Origin of the sequence: Bradyrhizobium diazoefficiens USDA 110 (assembly GCF_000011365.1) — a bacterium.
In the GTDB taxonomy this organism is placed as follows: Bacteria; Pseudomonadota; Alphaproteobacteria; order Rhizobiales; family Xanthobacteraceae; genus Bradyrhizobium; species Bradyrhizobium diazoefficiens.
In genome coordinates this window covers 7,033,601-7,054,499 of record NC_004463.1, presented here as the reverse complement: position 1 = coordinate 7,054,499, position 20,899 = coordinate 7,033,601, and the positions used below count along the sequence as shown (strand labels likewise).

The 20,899-nt window shown below is 60.8% G+C and carries 23 protein-coding genes; 19 read left to right on the top strand and 4 right to left on the bottom strand.

Features of this window, described 5'->3' with window-relative positions; translation table 11 throughout:
• The first annotated feature begins 166 nt into the window (after positions 1-166).
• Genes BJA_RS32440 through BJA_RS32410 form a run of 7 tightly spaced genes read left to right on the top strand, consistent with a single transcriptional unit; the run spans position 167 to position 7,118 of the window.
• A complete protein-coding gene (locus BJA_RS32440) occupies positions 167-1,480 on the top strand; it encodes an ABC transporter substrate-binding protein (RefSeq protein ID WP_197535732.1) in 1,314 nt (437 codons plus the stop codon).
• A gap of 5 nt (positions 1,481-1,485) precedes the next feature.
• Positions 1,486-2,235: an ABC transporter ATP-binding protein gene (locus BJA_RS32435; protein WP_011089146.1), complete on the top strand. Its 750-nt coding sequence runs from the start codon at positions 1,486-1,488 to the stop codon at positions 2,233-2,235.
• Between the two features lie 22 nt (positions 2,236-2,257).
• Entirely contained in the window at positions 2,258-2,914 is a 657-nt protein-coding gene (locus BJA_RS32430; protein WP_236842112.1) for a branched-chain amino acid ABC transporter ATP-binding protein, read from the top strand.
• Positions 2,915-2,916: 2 nt separating this feature from the next.
• The gene (locus tag BJA_RS32425; RefSeq protein ID WP_011089144.1) at positions 2,917-3,783 is read left to right on the top strand and encodes a branched-chain amino acid ABC transporter permease; all 867 of its coding nucleotides are present in this window, start codon (positions 2,917-2,919) and stop codon (positions 3,781-3,783) included.
• A complete protein-coding gene (locus tag BJA_RS32420; protein ID WP_011089143.1) occupies positions 3,780-4,814 on the top strand; it encodes a branched-chain amino acid ABC transporter permease in 1,035 nt (344 codons plus the stop codon). Before BJA_RS32425 ends, BJA_RS32420 begins: the two co-directional genes overlap by 4 nt.
• Before the next feature lie 22 nt (positions 4,815-4,836).
• A complete protein-coding gene (locus tag BJA_RS32415; protein WP_011089142.1) occupies positions 4,837-5,841 on the top strand; it encodes a nitrilase in 1,005 nt (334 codons plus the stop codon).
• A gap of 35 nt (positions 5,842-5,876) precedes the next feature.
• Positions 5,877-7,118 (top strand): alpha-hydroxy-acid oxidizing protein, encoded by a 1,242-nt coding sequence (locus tag BJA_RS32410; RefSeq protein WP_236842111.1) that lies wholly within the window; start codon positions 5,877-5,879, stop codon positions 7,116-7,118.
• Between the two features lie 653 nt (positions 7,119-7,771).
• On the opposite strand, the gene BJA_RS32405 is transcribed toward BJA_RS32410, so the two are convergent.
• From BJA_RS32405 to BJA_RS32390, 4 genes are all read right to left on the bottom strand, one after another.
• Entirely contained in the window at positions 7,772-8,614 is an 843-nt protein-coding gene (locus BJA_RS32405) for a transporter substrate-binding domain-containing protein (RefSeq protein WP_011089140.1), read from the bottom strand.
• A 35-nt stretch (positions 8,615-8,649) separates the two neighbouring features.
• The gene (locus tag BJA_RS32400; protein ID WP_011089139.1) at positions 8,650-9,300 is read right to left on the bottom strand and encodes an amino acid ABC transporter permease; all 651 of its coding nucleotides are present in this window, start codon (positions 9,298-9,300) and stop codon (positions 8,650-8,652) included.
• Between the two features lie 8 nt (positions 9,301-9,308).
• Positions 9,309-9,977, bottom strand: a complete 669-nt coding sequence (locus BJA_RS32395; protein WP_011089138.1) for an amino acid ABC transporter permease — start codon at positions 9,975-9,977, stop codon at positions 9,309-9,311.
• Between the two features lie 469 nt (positions 9,978-10,446).
• A complete protein-coding gene (locus tag BJA_RS32390; RefSeq protein WP_011089137.1) occupies positions 10,447-11,415 on the bottom strand; it encodes a LysR family transcriptional regulator in 969 nt (322 codons plus the stop codon).
• 103 nt (positions 11,416-11,518) lie between these two features.
• Here BJA_RS32390 and BJA_RS32385 point away from each other — a divergent pair, with 103 nt between their 5' ends.
• From BJA_RS32385 to BJA_RS32330, 12 genes are all read left to right on the top strand, one after another.
• Positions 11,519-12,463: a ketopantoate reductase family protein gene (locus BJA_RS32385; protein WP_011089136.1), complete on the top strand. Its 945-nt coding sequence runs from the start codon at positions 11,519-11,521 to the stop codon at positions 12,461-12,463.
• A gap of 4 nt (positions 12,464-12,467) precedes the next feature.
• A complete protein-coding gene (locus BJA_RS32380; RefSeq protein WP_063921517.1) occupies positions 12,468-12,854 on the top strand; it encodes a VOC family protein in 387 nt (128 codons plus the stop codon).
• A 14-nt stretch (positions 12,855-12,868) separates the two neighbouring features.
• A complete protein-coding gene (locus BJA_RS32375; RefSeq protein WP_011089134.1) occupies positions 12,869-13,339 on the top strand; it encodes a MaoC family dehydratase in 471 nt (156 codons plus the stop codon).
• Positions 13,336-14,556, top strand: a complete 1,221-nt coding sequence (locus tag BJA_RS32370) for a CaiB/BaiF CoA transferase family protein (RefSeq protein WP_011089133.1) — start codon at positions 13,336-13,338, stop codon at positions 14,554-14,556. Before BJA_RS32375 ends, BJA_RS32370 begins: the two co-directional genes overlap by 4 nt.
• Positions 14,557-14,565: 9 nt before the next feature.
• Positions 14,566-15,393 carry a shikimate dehydrogenase gene (gene aroE, locus BJA_RS32365; RefSeq protein ID WP_011089132.1) on the top strand — a complete coding sequence of 276 codons (828 nt, stop codon included), beginning with the start codon at positions 14,566-14,568 and terminating at the stop codon, positions 15,391-15,393.
• A gap of 15 nt (positions 15,394-15,408) precedes the next feature.
• Positions 15,409-16,263 carry a shikimate dehydrogenase gene (locus BJA_RS32360; protein ID WP_011089131.1) on the top strand — a complete coding sequence of 285 codons (855 nt, stop codon included), beginning with the start codon at positions 15,409-15,411 and terminating at the stop codon, positions 16,261-16,263.
• A 51-nt stretch (positions 16,264-16,314) separates the two neighbouring features.
• Positions 16,315-16,983: an amino acid ABC transporter permease gene (locus BJA_RS32355; protein ID WP_011089130.1), complete on the top strand. Its 669-nt coding sequence runs from the start codon at positions 16,315-16,317 to the stop codon at positions 16,981-16,983.
• Positions 16,984-16,994: 11 nt separating this feature from the next.
• Complete coding sequence (locus BJA_RS32350) at positions 16,995-17,651, top strand: amino acid ABC transporter permease (protein WP_011089129.1); 657 nt, start codon at positions 16,995-16,997, stop codon at positions 17,649-17,651.
• Between the two features lie 51 nt (positions 17,652-17,702).
• On the top strand, positions 17,703-18,530 hold the full coding sequence (locus BJA_RS32345; RefSeq protein WP_011089128.1) for a transporter substrate-binding domain-containing protein: 828 nt from the start codon (positions 17,703-17,705) through the stop codon (positions 18,528-18,530).
• A 61-nt stretch (positions 18,531-18,591) separates the two neighbouring features.
• Complete coding sequence (locus tag BJA_RS32340) at positions 18,592-19,338, top strand: amino acid ABC transporter ATP-binding protein (protein ID WP_011089127.1); 747 nt, start codon at positions 18,592-18,594, stop codon at positions 19,336-19,338.
• A gap of 12 nt (positions 19,339-19,350) precedes the next feature.
• Entirely contained in the window at positions 19,351-19,800 is a 450-nt protein-coding gene (aroQ, locus tag BJA_RS32335; RefSeq protein ID WP_011089126.1) for a type II 3-dehydroquinate dehydratase, read from the top strand.
• 6 nt (positions 19,801-19,806) lie between these two features.
• The gene (locus BJA_RS32330; RefSeq protein ID WP_011089125.1) at positions 19,807-20,850 is read left to right on the top strand and encodes a Gfo/Idh/MocA family protein; all 1,044 of its coding nucleotides are present in this window, start codon (positions 19,807-19,809) and stop codon (positions 20,848-20,850) included.
• The last annotated feature ends 49 nt before the right edge of the window (positions 20,851-20,899 follow it).

Below are 20,899 nucleotides of genomic sequence, written 5' to 3'. Positions count from 1 at the left end.
AATATGCCAATTTCCCGGGTTGGCCCGGATTGTTTTCCCGTGGCGCGGGGACCTCGTCCAGCCGTTTCAGACAAGTTTCTGTTCCGTCCGAACCAAGCTGCCTTCGGCAGAGCTGACCAATGTGGGCCCGTCAATTCGGTCAGCATCTTTGCATCGGAGAGCATTCGTGGTTTCGAAGATCAACCCCAGTCTTGTCCCCGAGACCGGTATTGCCGACCCTGCGCGACGCGATTTTCTCAAGGCCGCCGCGGCGTTGACGGCAGGGGCGACGCTCGGCTCGACCGGTCGCGCGTGGGCTGCCGCCGACAAGAAAATTCGCATCGGCTACATCAGTCCGAAGACCGGGCCGTTCGCGCCGTTCGCCGAGGCGGACGATTTCATTCTCGATCAGGTCAGGAAGTCGCTCGCCGGCGGGTTGTCGGTGGGAGGATCGAAATATGAGGTCGAGATCATCGCGCGCGACGATCAGAGCAGCCCGGATCGGCAGTCCAATCTCGCCGCCGAGCTGATCAACAAGGAGAACATCGACCTGATGCTCGCACAGGTCTCGATTGGCCCGGCCGTATCGCAGCAATGCGAGCTCAACGGCGTTCCCTGCATTTCGACGATGGGCCCGTGGCAGGCGTGGATGTTCCCGATGAAGGGCGATCCGGCCAAGGGCTTCAAGAACGTGTTTCATTTCTTCTGGGGGATCGAGGATATTGCGGCCGTCTATCTCGACATCTGGAAGGACGCAGACACCAACAAGGTCGTCGGCTCCGTCTTCTCGAACGACGTTCCCGGCAACGCCATGGGCGATGCGAAGCTCGGCATGCCGGGCGCGTTCGCCAAGGCCGGCTACAAGATCGTCGATGTCGGCCGCTTCCCGGTCGGAGCAGACGACTTCTCGACCCACATCCAGGCCTTCAAGAAGGAAGGCGTGGAGATCGTCACCGGTCTGTTCAATCCGCCGGAGTGGGCGACCTTCCTGAATCAATCTGCCCAGATGGGATTCAAGCCGAAGGTTTGTACCGTTGCGAAAGCGTTGCTCTTCCCGGGCGGCGTGGCGGCGCTGGGTCCGCGCGCGGAGGGCATGTCGACGGAAATTTGGTGGCTCCCGAGCTACCCGTTCCGCTCGAGCCTGACCGGGCAAACTGCTGCTGAGCTTGCGGCCTCCTATCAGCAAGCGACCAAGCGGGAGTGGACGCAACCGATCGGCGTCGCGCACGCCTTGTTCGAGGCCGGCGTTCAAGCTTTGAAGGCAAGCGGCGATCCGAAATCTCCCAACAAGGTCGTCGAGAGCCTGCGCAAGCTGAAGACCGACACGGTCATCGGAAATCTCGACTTCGGTGGAAGCGGAATCGCCAATGTCTCGAAAATCCGGGTGGTCGGCGGACAGTGGCATGTCGAGGACGGCGGAAAGCCGCATCTCTACATCACGAGCAACAGCACGGCGCCCGAAATCAAGGCTGAGCGCAAACTCGAACTGCTGAAGAGCTGACGGCAATGACAGCGTTGCTCGAACTGCGGGACGTCAGCAAGCGCTATCGCGACATGGTCGTGATCCCTGGCCTGACGCTTCAGGTTCGGGCAGGCGAATTCGTCGGTGTCATCGGACCGAACGGAGCGGGCAAGACCACTCTGTTCGGTCTGATCTCCGGCAATCTGCGCTGCGATTCCGGAACGGTCTTGTTTGACGGAGAAGACGTCTCCGCACTCGGAGCCGACGCGCGTTGCCGTGCCGGCATCGGCAGGACGTTTCAGATCCCGCAGCCGTTCCAGGGTATGACCGTATTCGAGAATGCGCTGGTGGCGGCTACCTTCGGAGCCGCCCTGCACGGCAAGCAGGCAGAGCAAAAGGCGCGGGAAGCGCTTCATCGCTGCGGCATCGAGCATCTCGGCGATACAGCCGCCGGCCGTCTGACCCTGCTCCAGCGCAAGAGACTCGAACTGTCCCGAGCGCTCGCAACAGAACCCAGGTTGCTGCTGCTCGACGAAGTCGCGGGCGGGCTGACGGATGCCGAAGTCGGCGAGCTCCTCGAACTTGTCACCTCGATCCACAGAGCCGGCGTGACCGTGATCTGGATCGAGCATCTCGTCCACGCGTTGGTCTCGTCCGCTGATCGCCTGCTCGTTCTGTCGGAGGGAAGATTACTCGGTGACGGAGTGCCCAGCGCAGTCATGAGCAGCCGCGAAGTTCGCGACGTGTATCTCGGATCCGATCTCGATGAGCAGGGGTCCCATGCTACGCACTGAGCATCTCAACGCGAACTATGGCATGTTCCAGGCCCTGTTCGGCATTAACTTCTCAATCGAACGCGGCGAGGTTGTTTCACTGATCGGCGCGAATGGTGCCGGAAAATCGACGCTGCTTCGCGCCATCGTCGGCTCTGTCCCGGTTGCCGCTCCGAGCGTGCTGCTCGACGGAGAGCCGGTCGGCGGCTCCGCCGAGATAGATCAGCTGAGCCGTGGAATTGCGCTGGTGCCGGAGGGCCGCCGACTGTTTCCAAGCTTGACCGTCGAGGAGAATCTGCTCCTCGCCGCGAAAAACGGCCGTCGAGGCCCATGGACGCCAGATCGTCTCTATAGGGAACTGCCGGCTCTCCAGAAATTGCGCTCGCGTCCTGCCACGGCTCTTTCCGGCGGTCAGCAGCAGCTCGTGGCAGTTGGCCGGGCGCTGGTCACGAATCCCGACTTCCTTCTCTGCGACGAGATATCGCTCGGCCTTTCGCCGGTCGCGGTCGAGACGGTCTACGAGCTGCTCGGCACCGTCATCGAGGAGGGCATGGCCGTGATTCTTGTCGAGCAGAATGTGCGTCGCGCGCTCTCCTCGTCGTCCAGGTACTATTGCATGCTGAAGGGAAACGTCGTGCTCGAGGGCATCTCGAAGACGGCCGATTACGCGCGCGTATCGGCTGCGTATTTCGGAGATTGATCATGCAGATCGCCGCGGAAACGTTGTTGAACGGATTGATGCTAGGGGCGCTTTACGCGCTGTTCGGACTTGGTCTGAGCTTGAGCGTCGGGGTCATGCGCATGATCAACATCGCCCATGGCGATCTGATCGTCGTCGGGGCCTACCTGACCAGTGTCGTCATGAGCGGAGCGGGCGTCGGTGCCTTTACCGCGTTGCTCGTGGTCATTCCGGTGATGTTCGCGCTCGGTTGGATCCTCCAGATCATCCTGCTCAACCGTGTCGTCGGAAAAGATGCTTTGGCTCCGCTTCTTCTGACGTTCGGCCTCTCCATCGTCTTGCAGAACGTTCTTCAGGAGATCTTCACCGCGGATACGCGAAGCTTACAGGCCGGTGATCTCGCAGGTCTCGGGTTCAACGTTTTTGGCGTTTCCATTGGAGTTCTTCCCCTCGTCTCTGCGCTCGCGAGCATCGCGCTGCTCGGCGCGACGCATTGGCTCGTCGGTCACACCCATTTCGGGCGTCAGGCACGCGCCGTGTCGGATGATCCGGGCACCGCGAGGCTGGTCGGTGTGAACGATAGACGTTTGTTTGGAATTGTAACCGGCGTCATCTTTTCGATGATCGGTGTGGCAGCGGTGCTCTACGCTCTCCGGACGCCCTTTTCGCCAACGGCTGGACCCGAGCGGCTTCTCTATTCGTTCGAGGCGGTAGTGCTCGGTGGGCTCGGCAATGTCTGGGGTACGTTGTTCGGCGGACTCGTGATCGGCGTCGCACAGCTTTTCGGCGCCAAGATCGCCTCTGGTCTCGGTCCCTTCTTCGGCCATCTCGCATTTCTCGTGGCACTGCTCGCCCGTCCCCAGGGCTTGTTCGGAAAGGCGCCGTCATGACCGTGGCCACCATGTCACGTGTGAATTCCAGGACAACATTGGTGCGGATGTCCTCAGCGGCGGCGCTCCTCATTGCCGCTGTGCTCGCAGTTTCGATGCCCTGGCTGTCGACGTTCGCCGTCCAGCGGCTGCTCGTCGAAGTCTTCACGCTCTTCGCTGTCGCGCTCGCCTGGAATCTGCTCGCAGGCTACGGCGGCCTGGTCGCCATCGGTTTGCATGTCTTTGTCGGCGTCGGCTCCTATTCGCTCTTCGCGCTCTCGAACCAGTTGCATCTGAATCCGTTTTTGCTGCTGCCCGCCGCGGCCGTCTTCGCGGCTGTTTTCGCCCTCGTTTCGGCCTGGCCGATGTTCCGTTTGAGCGGTGCTTACTTCGCGGTGGGCACATGGGTTCTCGCTGAGATGATGCGGATCCTGACGTTGAATGCGCCATGGCTGGGCGCAGGAGGCGGCATGCCGCTGGAGGCGATGAGCGACATCGATCGGTGGACGCGCAACGCGGGAGTCTACTGGGCAGCGCTGTTCGTCGGTGTGGGATCGCTGGTCGCAAGCCGGCAGGTGCTGCGCGGCTCGCTGGGACTTGCATTGATGAGTGTGCGTGACTCCGAACCTGCCGCGCTTGCGAGCGGCGTTCCGGTTGCTCGTGCGAAGATCGCGCTTTGGGTGCTCTGCGCTGTCATATCGGGGCTTGCCGGCGCCGTCTCGTACATGAATACGCTTCAGGTTACGCCGGATGCCTCTTTCTCGCTGAACTGGACCGCGGCGGCAATCTTCATTGCTGTACTCGGGGGCATCGGAACGTTGGAGGGCCCGATCGTAGGTACGATCGTGTATTTCCTGCTCCGCGAGACCTTCGCGGGCTATGGCGCCTGGTACTTCATCGGGGTCGGGCTGCTTGCGATCCTGACCATGGTGGCAGCTCCGGGCGGCGCGGTTTCTCTCGTTCCGGAAAAGTGGCGCCTTGATCCGTTCCGGATACGCCGGCGCATGGTCGAGTCCGATCTGGACCGGTCCGCGTCGTTCCCCACAACCTGAAAACCTGGTTCGGAGAACTCGCATGCAGGACACGAAATTCAAAGTCGCGGTCGTTCAGGCTGCGCCGGTATTCATGGATGCGCCAGCTTCCGTGGCCAAGGCGATTGGTTTCATTGCGGAGGCGGGTGCAGCGGGGGCGAAGCTGCTGGCGTTCCCGGAGGTCTGGATTCCGGGCTATCCTTGGTGGCTTTGGCTCGGGACGCCGGCTTGGGGAATGCAGTTTGTACCCCGCTATCACGCCAATTCGCTGCGTGCTGATGGGCCCGACATCCTCGCACTGTGTGCGGCCGCCGCCGAAGCGAAAATCAATGTGGTGATGGGCTTCTCCGAAATCGACGGAGGAACGCTCTACCTAAGTCAGGTCTTTATTAGCGATGCGGGAGAGATCATCTTCAAGCGCCGAAAGCTCAAGCCGACACACGTCGAACGTACGCTCTATGGCGAAGGAGATGGGTCTGATTTCCGCGTCGTCGAAAGCAGCGTCGGACGTCTCGGAGCCTTGTGCTGCGCCGAGCACATTCAGCCGTTGTCGAAATACGCCATGTACTCGATGAACGAGCAAGTTCACGTGGCGTCGTGGCCATCTTTTACGCTGTATCGCGACAAGGCCTACGCTTTGGGCCATGAGGTGAATCTCGCCGCCAGCCAGATCTACGCGCTAGAGGGAGGTTGCTTCGTCCTGCATGCCTCGGCAATTACTGGTCAAGATATGTTCGACATGCTTTGCGATACTCCGGAAAAGGCCGATTTGCTGAACGCGGAGGGAGCGAAGCCGGGTGGAGGCTATTCGATGATCTTCGGTCCCGATGGTCAGCCGATGTGCGAGCATCTGCCGCAGGACAAGGAAGGCATCCTCTATGCTGACGTGGACCTGTCAATGATCGCAATCGCCAAAGCGGCCTACGACCCCACGGGGCATTACGCCCGCGGCGATGTCGTCCGTCTCATGGTCAATCGCAGCCCGCGTCGCACGAGCGTCAGCTTCAGCGAAGACGAGAACGCGGCGGTCACTTTCACCGAGACTTGAACGGTCTACGCGATACTGGTCGAAGGCAGGCATAGTTGGCGAGCGAATTCAGCGAGCTGATTTCGCCGGCCTATGGATCGCGAGCGGCCGCGATGTGCTTGCTGAGAACCATGTGGGGTTTCCCTTATGATAAGAACGGTGTGGCTCGAGGGCTTACAGTGACCCCGGTTTGCATAGACGACTATCGAAGCCTGGCGAAGCGACGCCTTCCACGAATGGTGTTCGACTATCTTGATGGGGGAGCCGAAAGCGAACGTAGTTTGCACCGAAATCTTGGAGCTTTTGCGGCGATCAATTTTGCTCCGCGGCGGCTTGTCGATGTCAGCCATCGCAATTCATCCGTATCTCTATTCGGACGGACGCTTCCAACGCCCTTTGTGGTCGCACCGACAGGCCTTAACGGTGCTTTGTGGCCTGACGGCGATGTTGCGTTAGCCCGGGCCGCTCGCAGTGCAGGGATCCCGTTTGTACTTTCGACCGCATCAAACGCGACAATTGAGGACGTCGCGGAACGGGCGGGCGGTGATCTTTGGTTCCAGCTTTATGTCGTGCAGCGAGATCTAGCCCGGCTGCTTGTCGGCAGGGCCAAAGAAGCGGGTTACCGTGTGCTGGTTCTCACCGTTGATGTTGCTGTGAATGGCAAAAGGGATCGTGATCTGCGAAATGGATTTGCGATTCCGTTCCGCCAAACTCCCCGATCGGTTCTGGACGCCGTAACTCATCCACGGTGGGCGCTCGGCCAGATCCGCCACGGATTGCCTCAGCTCGCAAATTTTGCCAGCCCTGACGCAACCGACGTGAATGCACAGGCCGCCTTGATGCGCCGGCAGATGGATGCCAGTTTCTGTTGGCAGGATCTTCAGGCGCTCCGCGACGCCTGGCCGGGTAGGCTTATAGTGAAGGGCATTATGACTGCGACCGACGTAAATCGATGCCGGGAACTTGGCGTTGATGCCGTCGTTCTGTCCAATCATGGCGGAAGGCAGATCGAGGACGTTCAGGCGCCCATAGATTTGTTAGCGGAAATCTCGAATCAGAATGCGATGCCGCTCCTCGTTGATGGCGGCATACGCCGCGGAGCAGATGCGGTAAAGGCGTTAGCGCTCGGTGCCAAAGCGGTGTTGTTGGGACGTGCAATCCTTTATGGGCTCGCCGCTGCAGGCGAAGAAGGGGCTGGTCACGTGCTTCAAATCCTTACTGCCGAGTTCGATACGACGCTGGCACTTGTCGGCTGTCCAGACCCCGCACGTCTCAATCGCCAGTTCATTCAATTGTGAGGAGCCACACACCATCGCGCTGGCGTCGAAGCAGGCGCGCCGCTGGCCGCGCGTCTGGAGCAACGCGGTCGACTCCGGTTGGGCACCGGTGCCGGCAATCTTTGGAACTCCGCCGCACTGCCTCTCCATCGCACGGGCCTCAAGGCGACAGCAAATCAAGGACAGTACGATGATGGTTGTTGGAGATAGTTCCGTGATGTTTCCGCTGCGGGCGTGCGCAGACATCCACGACTATTATCGTGCGACGAATGCCCATTAGCGGTCGGGTAAGCTCAGTCATGCGATCAGTAAATCATTGAGTGTTTTCAGGCTAGAGCTGTCTCTTAATCAGCGGGTCCTAGGTTCGAGCCCTGGTGCGCCCACCATAGCGAAATCAACCGGTTGGAAGGTTTTTGCCTAAGAACGGGCCTTTCTGTTGGACACTCGGGTTGATCGATCCTCTCTGTGGTCGAGACTAAGTCACACACCCACTTTGGCTCTGTCCCTCCTAGTGCGTTCGCATCGTGAGATACAGCGCGAGCGCCGCGTGGTGCAGGCGAATTACATGACCGTCGTAGATTAGGACACTCTAGCGAAAAAAACGGACGGGCTCGAGACTTGCGATATCGGCGGCGACGGGCGAGAGCTTCTTTGAACAGGACGCGAAGCCCTGATTACAAAGCGGTCATCGAAATCGGCAAAGCCGCATCACCCTCACCGGTGGCGGGCATATCCGGCAGACTTGTCCCGATCCATCGATCGAACAGCGCTGGGAGTGAGCCGTTTGCGAGGCTATTGGCCACAAACGCGCTGCATGCATCGGCCAGCGCACGCTCGCTGGGACGAAATGCAGCGGCGTTATACGCACGGGCCAGCACGAATTTCTGTTCGAATTTTCCGTCGCCGGCCACATGAGCGATGTTTCGAACCTGAGTAGAGGCTCCGCCGATCAGATCGACTTGGTTGGCGATGAGTGCTTGGACAGTATTGGCATCGTCATCGTAGCGCTGGATTGTTGCGCCCTTCGGTGCGGCCTTGGTGAGTGCGATGTCCTGCGGTGTGCCACGCGGTACGCCGACCCGCAGCCCGGTCATGTCGCTCCAGCCCTTTACGGTCTGTCCGACTTTCCCAATGAAGACAGTGTCATTGACACAATAAGGGCGCGCAAACAGAACGACTTTTTGTCGATCGGCGAAGATGCCCATGACTGCGGCAAGCATGTCCACTTGTCCTGTCAGCAGCGCGGCGACGCGGTTAGAGGACGTAACCGGAGAAATTTCGGCTTTTACGCCGAGATCGGCAGCGAATAGCCGGACGAACTCGACATCGAAGCCGGTCAATACCCCCTTGTCGTCGCTGAATCCCCAGGGGACCTGCACAACCTGGCAGCCGGCTTTCAGGACGCCCGATTTGCGAATGTCTTGCAATGTATCGGCGCGTGCTGCCCGCGCAAGAAGCGACAGCGTTGCGGCGCCGGCAGCGGCTCTCAACACCCGACGACGGGAGAATTTGGGCATCGTTTCACTCCTTGCTCTTATCTCGAAGGTTAGGATCAACTCCGAGTCGCCAGCCGGCGCTCGAGCGTGCTGCTGTAACGGGAAAGCGGGAAACACAGGGCGAAGTAACAAAGCCCCGCCATGCCGTAGGCGAGAAGAGGACGATAGGTCGTGCTCGCCACGATCTGCGCCGAACGCGAGAGCTCGACGAAACCAATGATAGACGCAAGCGACGTGCCTTTGATCAACTGCACCAGAAAGCCGACCGTCGGAGCGAGTGACAATCGGAAGGCCTGCGGCAAAACAACGTCGATCATCCGAGATGTATAACCAAGACCGAGCGCGCTCGCGGCCTCCATCTGGCCGCGTGGCACTGCCATGATGCCGCCACGCCAAATCTCGCCGAGAAAAGCACTGGCGTGCAGCGTCAACCCTATGCTGGCAGCCACCCATACGTTGACGTGAAATCCGAGGACGGGAAGTCCGTAGTAAACCAGGAACAACTGCATGAGCATCGGTGTTCCCTGAAAGAAATCTACGAACATGGCGGCCAGCGAGCGCACCCACTTCCGTTCGGCCGTGCGCAGCAGGGCGACGATGAGGCCGCCACCGCCGCCGCCGCAGAAGGCGATCAACGAGAGTAATATCGTTGCCTTGATGCCTGCTGCGATGGACAGGATTTCAGGGAAAGCGAAGTCACGAATCATCGCGGTTTTCACCTTACGGGGTAGGCGAGCGCATGGCGTTCGATTGCCTTGAACGCCTGGGAGAAAACCAGCGCCATTAGCAGGTACAGTAGCGTGGCAACGATGTAGATCTCGAAGCTGCGGAATGTCAGCGTGTCGACGGACTGGGCTGCTGCGGTGAGTTCTTCGGCCGAGATCGCCGAAACGATGCTCGAGGTCAGAAGCAACAGAACGAACTGGCTTGCGAGGGCGGGGTAGATCGCGCGCAGCGCGGGCTTGAAGACAATGAAACGCAAAACCTGAAAAGGATGCAGACCTAGCGCGGCGCCAGCCTCGAACTGGCCTCTTGGAATACCGTCGATGCCGCCGCGAATGATCTCTGCCGCGAACGCACCGGCATTCAAGCTGAGCGCGATCACGCCCGCCGGCCATGCAGCGAGGCTCAATCCCAACGCGGGCAGGCCAAAATAGATGAACAGCACTTGCACCAAGAAGGGCGTATTCCGGATGATCTCGATGTAGCCGATGGCCAGGACGTTCAGCGCCCTCAGGCTGCTGCGGCGAGCGAGCACGGTCAACAAGCCAATCGTGAAGCCCAGCAGAACCGAGATGGAGGTCATTGCGAGGGTAAGCCCGCAGCCGAACAGCAAGTCCCGCCAATAGGGAAGCAGGCTGCTGAAGTCGAAGTGATAGGTCACGATCCGCCCTCGCGAGCGAGCGCGCCGGCATTGTCAAGGGGATTAGGATCGACGAACGTAATCCACAAAGCGCGCCCAACATCAGCCAAGTCCTTTAACCGCGACGCTTGGGGACAAGAGCGAGTAACCCGCGCTGCCATATGCCGGCACTCAGGAGGCCAAGAAAGGAATGATCGTGCCACAGGGAACAGAGCTTCGATGGGTCAATGGATCCTCCATCGGCTGAGGGTCTTATCCGACGCGCGAAGTCACGCGTCGATACCGCAAATAGCGATAGGCCTCCCGCCTTCTCCAGCGGCTGCCGCGCTGGTGCTTGAGGAAGGATTAGGAGGCTTTAGCGTCGGCGTATATGTGCGAGGCGTGATAGGCTCTATTGGGAAATGCAATAATGGTTGGATTCCCCGACTATTCGTCGAGAATGGATCGAAGCTGCGTGGTGGAGCAACAGATGCTGTTGCCATGCTGCCAGTCAGGTCGCCTTGCGTCTTCGCGGTCGGGCTGAGCGATGCAGGCCGCGGACGTCCTGCTGCTGGAAAAGCTCGGCGCAAACGCCGCGCAACCACTGGCTTGCTGGATCATGATGGAAGCGGGCGTGCCAGTATTGTTTGACTGTAAAGCTGGGGATTGGTAGCGGGCACGCGAGCACGCGCAGCCCGTAATAGTGTGCCAGGGTTTCGCCGATGTGGCGCGGCAGCGTGGCGATCAGGTCGGTGGTCCCGATGATCGCGGGCAGACCGAGAAAGCCCGGTAGCTCCAGCGCGATATCCGGCGCGATCCCCTGTTCCCGAGAGGCGTCAGCGAGCAGTTGATGCCCCGTGCCGGACCGAATGAGCACGTGAGCCTCACGCCTGAAATCTCTTAATGTGATGCGGTTCTTGATGCGAGGATGATGAGCGTTCGCCAGACAGACCCAATCCTGCGGAAACAGCGCCTGTTGGAAATGGCCGGCATCAAGATCCGAGATGTAGCCGAGCGCCAGATCGCTTTCGCCGGACTGAAGCATGCGAGGAGTGTCCATGCCGATCTGTGCCGCTTCGATCCGAATGCCCGGCGCGACGCGGCGAACATGGGCAAGGATGGCTGGAAGCAACGTAATATGGCTTGCGTCAGTCATGCAGATGCTGAAACGCCGTTTGGCGGTGGCTGGATCGAAGTCCGTGCGCAGCTCGGCCAGCCGCCGCAGCATTTCCAGTGCCTGCCTCGCAGTGCTGATGAGCGCCTCGGCCCGAGGCGTCGGTAGCATTCCCTCCGGCGATCGGACGAACAGCGGATCGTCGAGTTCCTGCCGCAGGCGCGCAAGCCATATCGAAACGGTCGGCTGGCTTTGACCCAGTCTCTCGGCCGCCTTGGTGACGCTGCCCGTGGTGAACAGCGCGTCGAACAGCCGCAATAGGCGGGGGTCGAGCAGGTTGGCGTGGGGCAGGTCATGACGCGTCATTGTGATTCACAATAATCAATATAAGTCCCATAGCATATCAAAATGTTCCGTCGGCTGGTATCCGAGCTTCCAACAGCAAAGTTGCGCAGGGAGAAGCGTTCGGATGAGGATCTGCTTTGTCGGCGCGGGGGCTTTGGGCTCGACGATCGGTGGCACGCTGGCGCGGGGCGGGGCAGACGTCTGGCTGATCGACCCATTCCGTGCTCACGTCGAAGCGATCAATGCGCATGGCCTCCGCATGCTGGAGGGCGAGGTCGAGAGCGTTGCAAAGGTCACCGCGTGCACCTCCGCGGCCGAGGTCGATGGGGTGGCCGACCTCGTGATCGTGCTCGTCAAATCCTACCATACGCGCGACGCGATCCGCGCCGCCGCGCCGATCATCGGGCCGCAGACGGTCGTGATGTCGCTGCAGAACGGTCTTGGCCACGAGGAAATTCTATCGGAGGAAGTCGGCCGTGGCCGCGTCATGGCAGGCAAGACATATGTCGGTGGCGTGCTGCTGGGCCCCGGTCATGTTCGCTCTGGCGTCATCGGCAAGGAAACAATCATCGGCGAACTTGATGGGCGCTTGACGGAACGCGCACAGCGAATTTCCGACACCTTCAATCGTGCCGGAATTCTCACGCTGCTCAGCGACAACATCCTGGGCACGATGTGGGACAAGCTGTTCATCAACGTCGCCGGAGGCGGAATTACCGCCATTACCGGGCTGACTTATGGTGGTCTCTATTCGCTCCCCATCCTGGAAGATTGCGCGCTGGCCGCGATCTCAGAAGGCATCGCGGTCGCGCAGGCTGTCGGCGTCAAGATCTCGATTGCCGACCCGCGCCGTGCCTGGACGATGGCATCCGCTGGTCTACCTGCCGAGTTCAAGACGTCGATGTTGCAGAGCTTGCAATCCGGCAGTCTGACCGAGGTCGATTACATTCACGGCTCCGTCGTGCGTTGGGGTGCCAAGTTCAACGTGCCGACCCCCGTCAATGCGGCCCTCGTCGCGTTGGTCAAGGGGCTCGAATATGCCCGCAGCGACTATCCCGGAAAGGCCTGAGGCGATGACGCTCCCCCGCGCCTATATCGAGCACGTTGCCATCCGGGTGTCGGATGTCGACCGCCACGTCGATTTCTTCCGCCAGGTGCTTGGTCTCACTATCCGCGACGAGCAAGCGGCCGAAGGCGCGCGCCCGCGTCAGGTGTGGGTGCTCGGAAGCGTGCAACTCATTGAGGATCCGAACTTCGTCGGAGCGGAGGGGCGTCTCGCCCATCTCGGCATCATGGTCGACGACTACGAGGGTGTGCTCGCCCGTGCCGCCGCTTGGGGAGCCAAGGCACTGCCCGCCGGGCCGAACTGGCTCGAGCTGCCGGGCGGGCTCAACGTCGAAATCTTGCAAGCCAGCGTCGGCGCGGTGGAAGCCGCCCTGGCAATCAATCCCCGTGCCTGAAGGAAGGTCGATCAATGAGCGACGAACGCTACTGGGATGATGCCGTTGTCGGTGACGAATGTATCACCCCGTCAGTGACAGTTACCGAGGCGATGGTGAACGGCTACGCAGAACTCACCGGCGACTTCACCCCTGTTCATGTCGACGAGGAATACGCCAGGACCACGCCGTTTGGCACCCGCGTCGCGCACGGGCTGTTTGGGCTTTCGCTCGCCGACGGCCTGAAAACCCGCGCTGAATACCGCTTCCTGCCCGGCATGTCACTCGGCTGGACCTGGGATTTCAAGCTGCCGATCAAGCTCGGCGACACCGTCCACGTCAAATTCCGCGTCGGCTCGATGCGGACCACCAAGCGCGAGGGGTGGGGTATCGTGGTGCTCCCTTCCGAACTGATCAACCAGCATGGCCAGGTGGTGCAGCTGGGTGAGCATCGGCTGATGATCCCAATGCGCCCAAAGGCGAAGGTCGAGGGAGAGCCGGCATGAACACACAGCGCCTGCCGTTGAAGGGCATTCGTGTCATCGATTATAGCCACTTTCTGGCTGGCCCCTTCATGGGCCGCTGCCTCGCAGCGTTGGGGGCGGAGGTGATCAAGGTGGAGCGCCCGAAGGAGGGCGATGCCGGGCGCGCGCATCCGTATTTCAAAGACGGACAGTCCGGCTACTTCCTGCAGCAGAACGTGGGCAAACAGGGACTTTGCATCGACCTGCGTGACAAACGCGGCCTCGAGCTGATGCTGAAGCTGGTCGAAACCGCGGACGTGTTCATCGAGAACTATCGCCCTGGCGCACTTGAGCGCCTCGGCCTTGGCTACAAGGCACTGTCTGAGCGCAATCCGAGGCTGGTCTATTGCTCGGTTTCCGCCTATGGCCACACCGGCCCGTACGCTGACCGTCCGGGCTTCGGGCTAATTGCAGAGGCGATGTCCGGCGCTATGGCGCAACTCGGCAATCCCGGTGAAGCGCCGCCGCTGCTGCGTATGCCGTTGGCCGATATGTATACCGGCATTCATGGCGTGGCTGCGATCAATGCGGCGCTCGTCGGTCGTACTTCGTCCGGCCATGGCCAACACATCGATCTGGCACTCTACGACTGCATGGTGTCGATGCACGACTTCGCCGTGCAGCGCTACTTCCTCTCAGGCGGCACCGATGTTCCGAAGCAGACCGGCAGCGGCCAGCCGGATTCGACCGTCTACGGGGTCTTTCCGGCCAGGGACGGCAATCTCGTGATCGCCGCGCAGGTCGATGATGCGTGGAAAAGATTGGCGACGCTGATCGGCGGGAATGCATTGGCGTCCGACGAGCGCTTCGCCAAGCCGGCCTCCCGCAACGCGCACTATGCTGACGCGATGGAGATCGTGCGCAACTGGACGCTGTCACAGCCTTCGCGTGACGCGTGTCTTGCCGCTCTTGAAGACGCAGGTGTGCCGTCCGCCCCGGTGCAGACCATCGCGGAAGTCGTGAAGGATCCACAGATCCACGCCCGCGGTATGTTGGTCGAGCAGGAGCATCCCGTGCTCGGCAAGGTGACATTGCCTAACCTGCCTTTTCATTTCTCCGATTGCGACACGACGGTGCGCACGCCGGCGCCGTTGCTCGGTCAGGACAATCGCCGCATCGCAGCCTCGCTGGGATTCTCTACCGAACAGGTCGACGAAATGGTGCGCGACGGCGTCCTCTACAACGAAGCCGCGGTGTAGGAGTGAGCCATGAGCGATCGTTACGCGGTGATCGGCAATCCGATCGGCTTCAGCAAATCGCCCCTCATCCATGGCACTTTCGCCAAGATGACGGGACAGGACCTTGTCTATGAGGCGATCGAGGCCCCACTCGATGGCTTCAACGCACGAGTTGATCAATTCCGGAGAGAGGGCGCCAAGGGGCTGAACATCACGGCCCCGTTCAAGCTCGATGCTTTCGCCTACGCAAACGAGCTTTCAGAGAGCGCCGACCGAGCTGGCGCCGCAAACTGCTTGAAGTTCGACGGCGATAGGATCATTGCCGAGAATTTCGACGGGATCGGCCTTGTGCGCGACATCACGGTCAATCTCGGGGTCAAGATGGCCGGCCGGCGCGTCCTGATGCTCGGTGCCGGGGGCGCAGCGCGTGGCGCGCTGCTGCCGTTCCTGCGTCAGGAGCCATCCGAGCTGGTTCTCGTCAACCGAACGCTGTCAAAAGCGGTGGCACTGGCCGAAGAGTTTGCCGGTTGTGGACCCCTGATCGTCAGCGGCTATACTGAACTGGCCGATCTTGCCGAAGGCTATGACGTCGTGATCAACGCGACATCGGCCAGCCTGCGGGGTGAGATGCCGCCGCTTCCAGGCAATGTCTTCCGCGGTGCGGAGCTGGCGTACGAGCTCGCCTACGGCAAGGGGCTCACTCCCTTTTTGCAAGCGGCCCGCGCCGAAGGCGTAGCCAAGCTGGCGGACGGCGTCGGCATGCTGGTGGAGCAGGCGGCGGAAGCTTTTGCCTGGTGGCGCGGCGTTCGACCGAGCACGGCTCAGGTCATCGCCGAACTGACTGTCCCCTTGAGCTGACGGGCGATGTCGAGCATGCATCCCAAATCCAGCTTTCTCGTCGGTCTGATCGGCAGCGGCATCGCTGCGTCTCGCACCCCGCCCATGCATGAAGCGGCTGCTGACGCCGCGGGCATCCGCTATCTCTACAAGAAGATCGATCTGACCGAGTTGAAGCTTGGTGCCGAAGCGCTGCCGGACTTGCTCACGGCTGCAAGGCGGATGGGCTTCGACGGGCTGAACGTGACCCATCCCTGCAAGCAGGCGATTCTTCCGCTCCTGGACGAGCTTTCGCCCGACGCGGAGGCGCTTGGCGCCGTGAACACCGTGGTCATCAGGAACGGTCGAATGACCGGCCACAACACCGACTGGTTCGGCTTCGCCGAGAACTTTCGTCGCAACATGCAAGGTGCACCACTCGGTCGGGTCGTTCAATTCGGCGCCGGCGGAGCGGGCGCCGCGGTCGCTTTCGCGCTGATGAAGCTCGGCCTGCAGGAACTGACCATTATCGACGTCGACTTGGCCAAGGCACAGAGTTTGGTGGATAGCTTGTCCCCCCGATTTGCCGAAGGGCGCTTAAGGGCCGGCCGGGATATCGCTGCGGACGTGGCTGCCGCAGACGGGATTGTAAATGCGACGCCGATCGGCATGGACAAATATCCAGGCACGCCGCTGTCGACGGCTCTGCTGCGTCCCGATCTGTGGGTCGCCGAGATCGTCTACTTCCCGCTGGAAACCGCCCTGCTGCGCGCGGCGCGTGCCCTCGGCTGCCGCACCGTCGATGGTGGTGGCATGGCGATCTTCCAGGGCACCGAAGCATTCCGCCTATTCACGGGCATCTCACCTGATCCAGACGTCTTCTTCGCCACTTTTGCATCCCTGGGAGGGTGACGTCAGGCCGATGGGCGAGCGGCACGCACAACGCCCGAGAGGAAACGCAAGATGGGCTACACGCTCGATTTCTCGGTGGTTTGGCATGCCATGCCCGCGCTGCTGTGGGGGTGCGTGGGGACGTTGGGCCTGGCGCTGGCCGGCATGACGCTCGCGATGATGATCGGTGTCGCCGGCGTCGCGGCACGCGATGCGAAGGCGGCCTGGTTGCGTGCTCTCGTGATCAGTTTCGTCGAGATCGTGCGCAATACGCCTTTCCTGGTGCAGATCTTCTTTCTGTTCTTCGCCCTGCCGCTTATCGGGTTGAAGCTCAATCCCACCGCTACCGCCATTATCGCACTCGGTGTCAACGGCGGCGCCTACGCGATCGAGATCATCCGTGGCGGGGTGCAATCCATTCACAAGGGGCAAATAGAGGCCGGCTACGCGCTCGGCCTGCACAAAGGGCAAGTATTCCGGTTCATCGTGCTCAAGCCCGCGCTTCGCGCGAGTTACCCCTCGCTCACCGGTCAGTTCATCATGCTGACCCTGACCTCGTCGATCTGTTCGGCCGTATCGGCCTACGAATTGACATCGGTTGCCCAGCGCATTGAAAGCGACACATTCCGTAGTTTCGAGGTCTATTTCTCCGTCACCTTCCTCTATCTCGCGATCTCCTGGCTGCTGATGCTGGGCTTTGCAGTCATCTCTCACCGCTTCTTCTCATATCCGACACGCTGAGGGAGGCGATCATGACACCGCATTTTGGTCTTCCAGAATTTGGTTTTCTGTTGCGCGGGCTGCAATGGACGGTGCTGCTGACGCTGGTCGCGTTTGTCGGCGGCTGCACGGCGGGGCTCGCGGTCGCGCTGCTCCGCACCTGTGGTCACAGGAGCGTGGAATGGATCACCCGCATCTACATCGGGATATTCCAGGGCACCCCGCTGCTGCTGCAGCTTTTCGTCGTGTATTACGGATTGGCGCTGACCGGCTTGAAGCTCGACGCCTTCGTGGCGGTGGCGATCGGCTTCACCGTGAATGCCTCCGCGTTCCTTGGTGAGATTTGGCGCGGCGCGATACAGGCCGTGCCGCGCGGGCAGACCGAGGCGGCGATGGCGCTCGGATTACACTATTCGTCCCGCATGCGCGACATCGTGCTGCCCCAGGCAATCCGAATCTCGCTGCCGGCGACCATCGGCTATCTCGTGCAGCTCATCAAGGGCACGTCGCTCGCCGCGATCGTCGGTTTCATCGAACTCGCCCGCGCCGGTCAAATCGTATCGAACCAGACCTTCCAGCCGTTGCTCGTCTTCGGCGTGGTCGGCGCGATGTATTTCATCCTCTGCTGGCCCCTGTCGTGGTGGGGCAGCAGGATGGAGGCCAGGCTCGCCCTGGCCAGTCAAAGGTAGGAACGGCGCACCTGCTCAATCACAAACAGCCATCACCAGGAGGAGATACTCATGTTGTTTTCACCTATTCGTCGCCAGCTCGGCATCGCGCTGCTGGCATTGGCGGCCATCGCCATCGCAGGCAAATCGCAGGCGGGCACTCCGGAAGACGTGAAGAAGAAGGGCGTCGTCGTCATCGGCATTCAGGGCGACAATCCCCCGTGGGGCTATGTCGACAGCTCGGGAAAGCAGGATGGCATCGATGCCGACATGGGGCGCGCCTTTGCTGAATATCTCGGTGTGAAGGCCGAGTTCGTCCCGCTGGCGGTGGCCAACCGTATTCCGGCGCTGACCACAGGCCGTGTCGACATTCTGTTCGCAACCATGGCCATGCTGCCCGAGCGCGCAAAAGCGGTGCAGTATTCGAAGCCGTATGTTGCCAACGAGATCACACTGGTCGCAGCCCAGGCAACGCCAATCAACAGCAATGCCGATATGGGAAAGTACGTTATTGGCGTTCCGAGGTCCTCCACGCAGGACACCCAGGTCACCAATAGCGCTCCAGCAGGCACCGAAATCCGCAGGTTTGATGATGATGCGGCCACGATCCAGGCGCTGCTCTCCGGTCAGGTGCAGGCTGTCGGCGCAAACAGCTTCTACCCGCAGCGTCTGAACGCCGCAAAGCCCGAACTTGGGTTCGAGCCCAAGCTTCACTTCACCGCGCTGTATAACGGGGCCTGCACCCGCCTCGGAGACAAGGAGTGGAACGAAACGGCCAATAAGTTCATCGACCAGATCAAGTCGAACGGCAAGTTGGCCAGCTTCTACGCCAAATGGATGAAGGCGCCCGTGCCTATCTTCCCGGACTCGGTCCCCGGCGTTCCCTTTACAGTTCAATAGCCACTGCGAGCGGCCGACGCACGATCCGCGTTGGCCGCCGTCCGATAGCGGAGCCGAATCCATGCAGGACAATATCCTGATTGAAATGAAGGGCGTGCAGAAGTGGTACGGCGGGTACCAAGCTCTCCGCGACGTCGATCTCACCGTGCGCAAGGGCGAGAAGATCGTGCTCTGCGGTCCGTCCGGGTCGGGCAAATCGACGCTGATCCGCTGTATCAACCGCCTCGAGCCGATCCAGCAGGGCAGCATCGTGGTGAACGGTCATCGGCTTGACGACAGCATCAAAGCTATCGATGTCGTACGTCAGGACGTCGGCATGGTCTTTCAGAGCTTCAATCTCTTTCCGCATATGACAGTCTTGCAGAACTGCATGCTCGCGCCCATCCGCGCGCGCCGCATCGGAAAGACCGAGGCGGTGGCGATTGCGCGAAAATACCTCGAGCGCGTGCGCATCGGTGACCAGGCTGAGAAGTATCCGGCTCAGCTTTCGGGCGGTCAGCAACAGCGCGTCGCGATCGCGCGTGCGCTCTGCATGCAGCCCAAGGTCATGCTGTTTGACGAACCGACCTCTGCTCTCGACCCTGAGATGGTCAAGGAGGTGCTCGATACGATGATCGGCCTCGCCAACGACGGCATGACCATGATTTGCGTCACCCACGAGATGGGTTTTGCCCGCCAGGTTGCCGATCGTGTGATCTTCATGGCTGAAGGCCAGATCATCGAAGAAGGCGCGCCCGAGGCTTTCTTCCGCAATCCACAGCATGCCCGCACCAGGCAGTTCCTTGGCGAGATTCTTGCCCATCACTGAACGGAGTTCTTCATGAGTGGTCTTGTCTACGTCCTCAATGGACCAAATCTCAATTTGCTCGGCAAGCGCCAGCCCCACATCTATGGTCACGAGACGCTTGCGGATGTGGAGCGAGATTGTCGAGCGCTAGGCAAGGAACTTGGCCTGGAGATTCGCTTCCATCAATCCAACAGGGAATACGAGCTGATCGACTGGATCCACGAGGCGCGCGAGACGGCTGCCGGGATCGTGATGAATCCCGCGGCTTTCACCCATACGTCGGTCGCCATCCTGGATGCGTTGAACACGTTCGAGGGGACAGTGATCGAGGTGCATATTTCCAACGTGCACAAGCGCGAGGAATTCCGCCACCACTCGTTTGTCTCCAAGCGAGCTGATGGGGTCATCGCAGGCTTCGGCACCCAGGGCTATCTGCTCGGCTTGCGTCGTGTGGCCAAGCTGCTTGACGAGGCGAAGGGATAGCATCCTATGAGTTCACCAGTCCGCCTGGCGGTGATGGGAGCAGGTCTCATCGGCAAGCGACATATCGAGCACATTCTCGCACGGCCGGAGGCGATGCTGTCGTCGATCGTCGATCCGACGCCTGACGCGCGAGAGCTGGCGGTTTCGCTGAAGGTGGACTGGTATCCGTCCTTTCAGGACATGCTCGCCGAAAATCGGCCGGACGGGGTGGTTGTCGCCACCCCCAATCAGATGCATGTGGCCAACGGCATGGATTGTGTCGCAGCTCGCATCCCGGCGCTCATCGAGAAGCCGATAGCGGATGATGTTGCCGCAGCACAGGCCCTGGTCGAAGCTGCCGAGCGCGCGGGCGTTCCGCTGCTCACCGGCCATCATCGCCGCCACAACCCGATGATCCAGCGCGCCAGGTTAGAGATCGACAGCGGTCGGCTGGGCCAGATCGTGTCGGTGCATGGCATGTTCTGGCTGATCAAGCCGGACCACTATTTCGATGTGGCCTGGCGCCGCGAAAAAGGGGCGGGGCCTGTTTTCCTGAATCTCATCCACGATGTCGACCTGCTGCGGTATCTGTGTGGGGATATCGTCGCGGTGCAAGCCGCCCAATCCAATCGACTGCGTGGAAATGCGGTCGAAGAGACCGCAGTGATCATCCTGCACTTCGCTTCCGGCGCACTGGGAACTGTCAATGTCTCCGACGCCATCCAGTCGCCCTGGAGCTGGGAGTTCACGGCCGGTGAGAACCCGGCTTACAGTCACACGCAGGAGGCCTGTTACCAGATCGGCGGTACCAGAGCATCGCTCGCAATTCCGCAACTCGATCTATGGCGTCACCCGAGCAAGGCCAGTTGGTGGGCGCCGATTGAGCGCGAGCGGCTGAACTACGAGAAAGCAGACCCGCTTGGCCTGCAGATCGCAAACTTCTGTGGGGTGATCCGCGGTAAGGCGGCGCCCGTGGTGAGCGGGCGCGAAGGGCTGAAGACCCTCGGAGTGATCGACGCGGTCAAACGCGCTGCGGAAACCAAAGATTTCGTATCGGTCCGAAATTCGTAAGCTCCTTTTTCATTTGGAAGCAACCGCCAAGCTATTGATATTCTGCTCG

Bases quoted from the DNA above. Each gene is read 5' to 3' on its own strand.
- BJA_RS32355 (WP_011089130.1), top strand. From the start codon at position 16,315: ATGGGCTACACGCTCGATTTCTCGGTGGTTTGGCATGCCATGCCCGCG.
- BJA_RS32385 (WP_011089136.1), top strand. From the start codon at position 11,519: ATGAGGATCTGCTTTGTCGGCGCGGGGGCTTTGGGCTCGACGATCGGT.
- BJA_RS32350 (WP_011089129.1), top strand. From the start codon at position 16,995: ATGACACCGCATTTTGGTCTTCCAGAATTTGGTTTTCTGTTGCGCGGG.
- BJA_RS32370 (WP_011089133.1), top strand. From the start codon at position 13,336: ATGAACACACAGCGCCTGCCGTTGAAGGGCATTCGTGTCATCGATTAT.
- BJA_RS32435 (WP_011089146.1), top strand. From the start codon at position 1,486: ATGACAGCGTTGCTCGAACTGCGGGACGTCAGCAAGCGCTATCGCGAC.
- BJA_RS32405 (WP_011089140.1), bottom strand. From the start codon at position 8,614: ATGCCCAAATTCTCCCGTCGTCGGGTGTTGAGAGCCGCTGCCGGCGCC.
- BJA_RS32430 (WP_236842112.1), top strand. From the start codon at position 2,258: ATGTTCCAGGCCCTGTTCGGCATTAACTTCTCAATCGAACGCGGCGAG.
- BJA_RS32360 (WP_011089131.1), top strand. From the start codon at position 15,409: ATGCATCCCAAATCCAGCTTTCTCGTCGGTCTGATCGGCAGCGGCATC.
- BJA_RS32330 (WP_011089125.1), top strand. From the start codon at position 19,807: ATGAGTTCACCAGTCCGCCTGGCGGTGATGGGAGCAGGTCTCATCGGC.
- BJA_RS32345 (WP_011089128.1), top strand. From the start codon at position 17,703: ATGTTGTTTTCACCTATTCGTCGCCAGCTCGGCATCGCGCTGCTGGCA.
- BJA_RS32390 (WP_011089137.1), bottom strand. From the start codon at position 11,415: ATGACGCGTCATGACCTGCCCCACGCCAACCTGCTCGACCCCCGCCTA.
- BJA_RS32425 (WP_011089144.1), top strand. From the start codon at position 2,917: ATGCAGATCGCCGCGGAAACGTTGTTGAACGGATTGATGCTAGGGGCG.
- BJA_RS32380 (WP_063921517.1), top strand. From the start codon at position 12,468: ATGACGCTCCCCCGCGCCTATATCGAGCACGTTGCCATCCGGGTGTCG.
- aroQ (WP_011089126.1), top strand. From the start codon at position 19,351: ATGAGTGGTCTTGTCTACGTCCTCAATGGACCAAATCTCAATTTGCTC.
- BJA_RS32415 (WP_011089142.1), top strand. From the start codon at position 4,837: ATGCAGGACACGAAATTCAAAGTCGCGGTCGTTCAGGCTGCGCCGGTA.
- BJA_RS32420 (WP_011089143.1), top strand. From the start codon at position 3,780: ATGACCGTGGCCACCATGTCACGTGTGAATTCCAGGACAACATTGGTG.
- BJA_RS32375 (WP_011089134.1), top strand. From the start codon at position 12,869: ATGAGCGACGAACGCTACTGGGATGATGCCGTTGTCGGTGACGAATGT.
- aroE (WP_011089132.1), top strand. From the start codon at position 14,566: ATGAGCGATCGTTACGCGGTGATCGGCAATCCGATCGGCTTCAGCAAA.
- BJA_RS32340 (WP_011089127.1), top strand. From the start codon at position 18,592: ATGCAGGACAATATCCTGATTGAAATGAAGGGCGTGCAGAAGTGGTAC.
- BJA_RS32400 (WP_011089139.1), bottom strand. From the start codon at position 9,300: ATGATTCGTGACTTCGCTTTCCCTGAAATCCTGTCCATCGCAGCAGGC.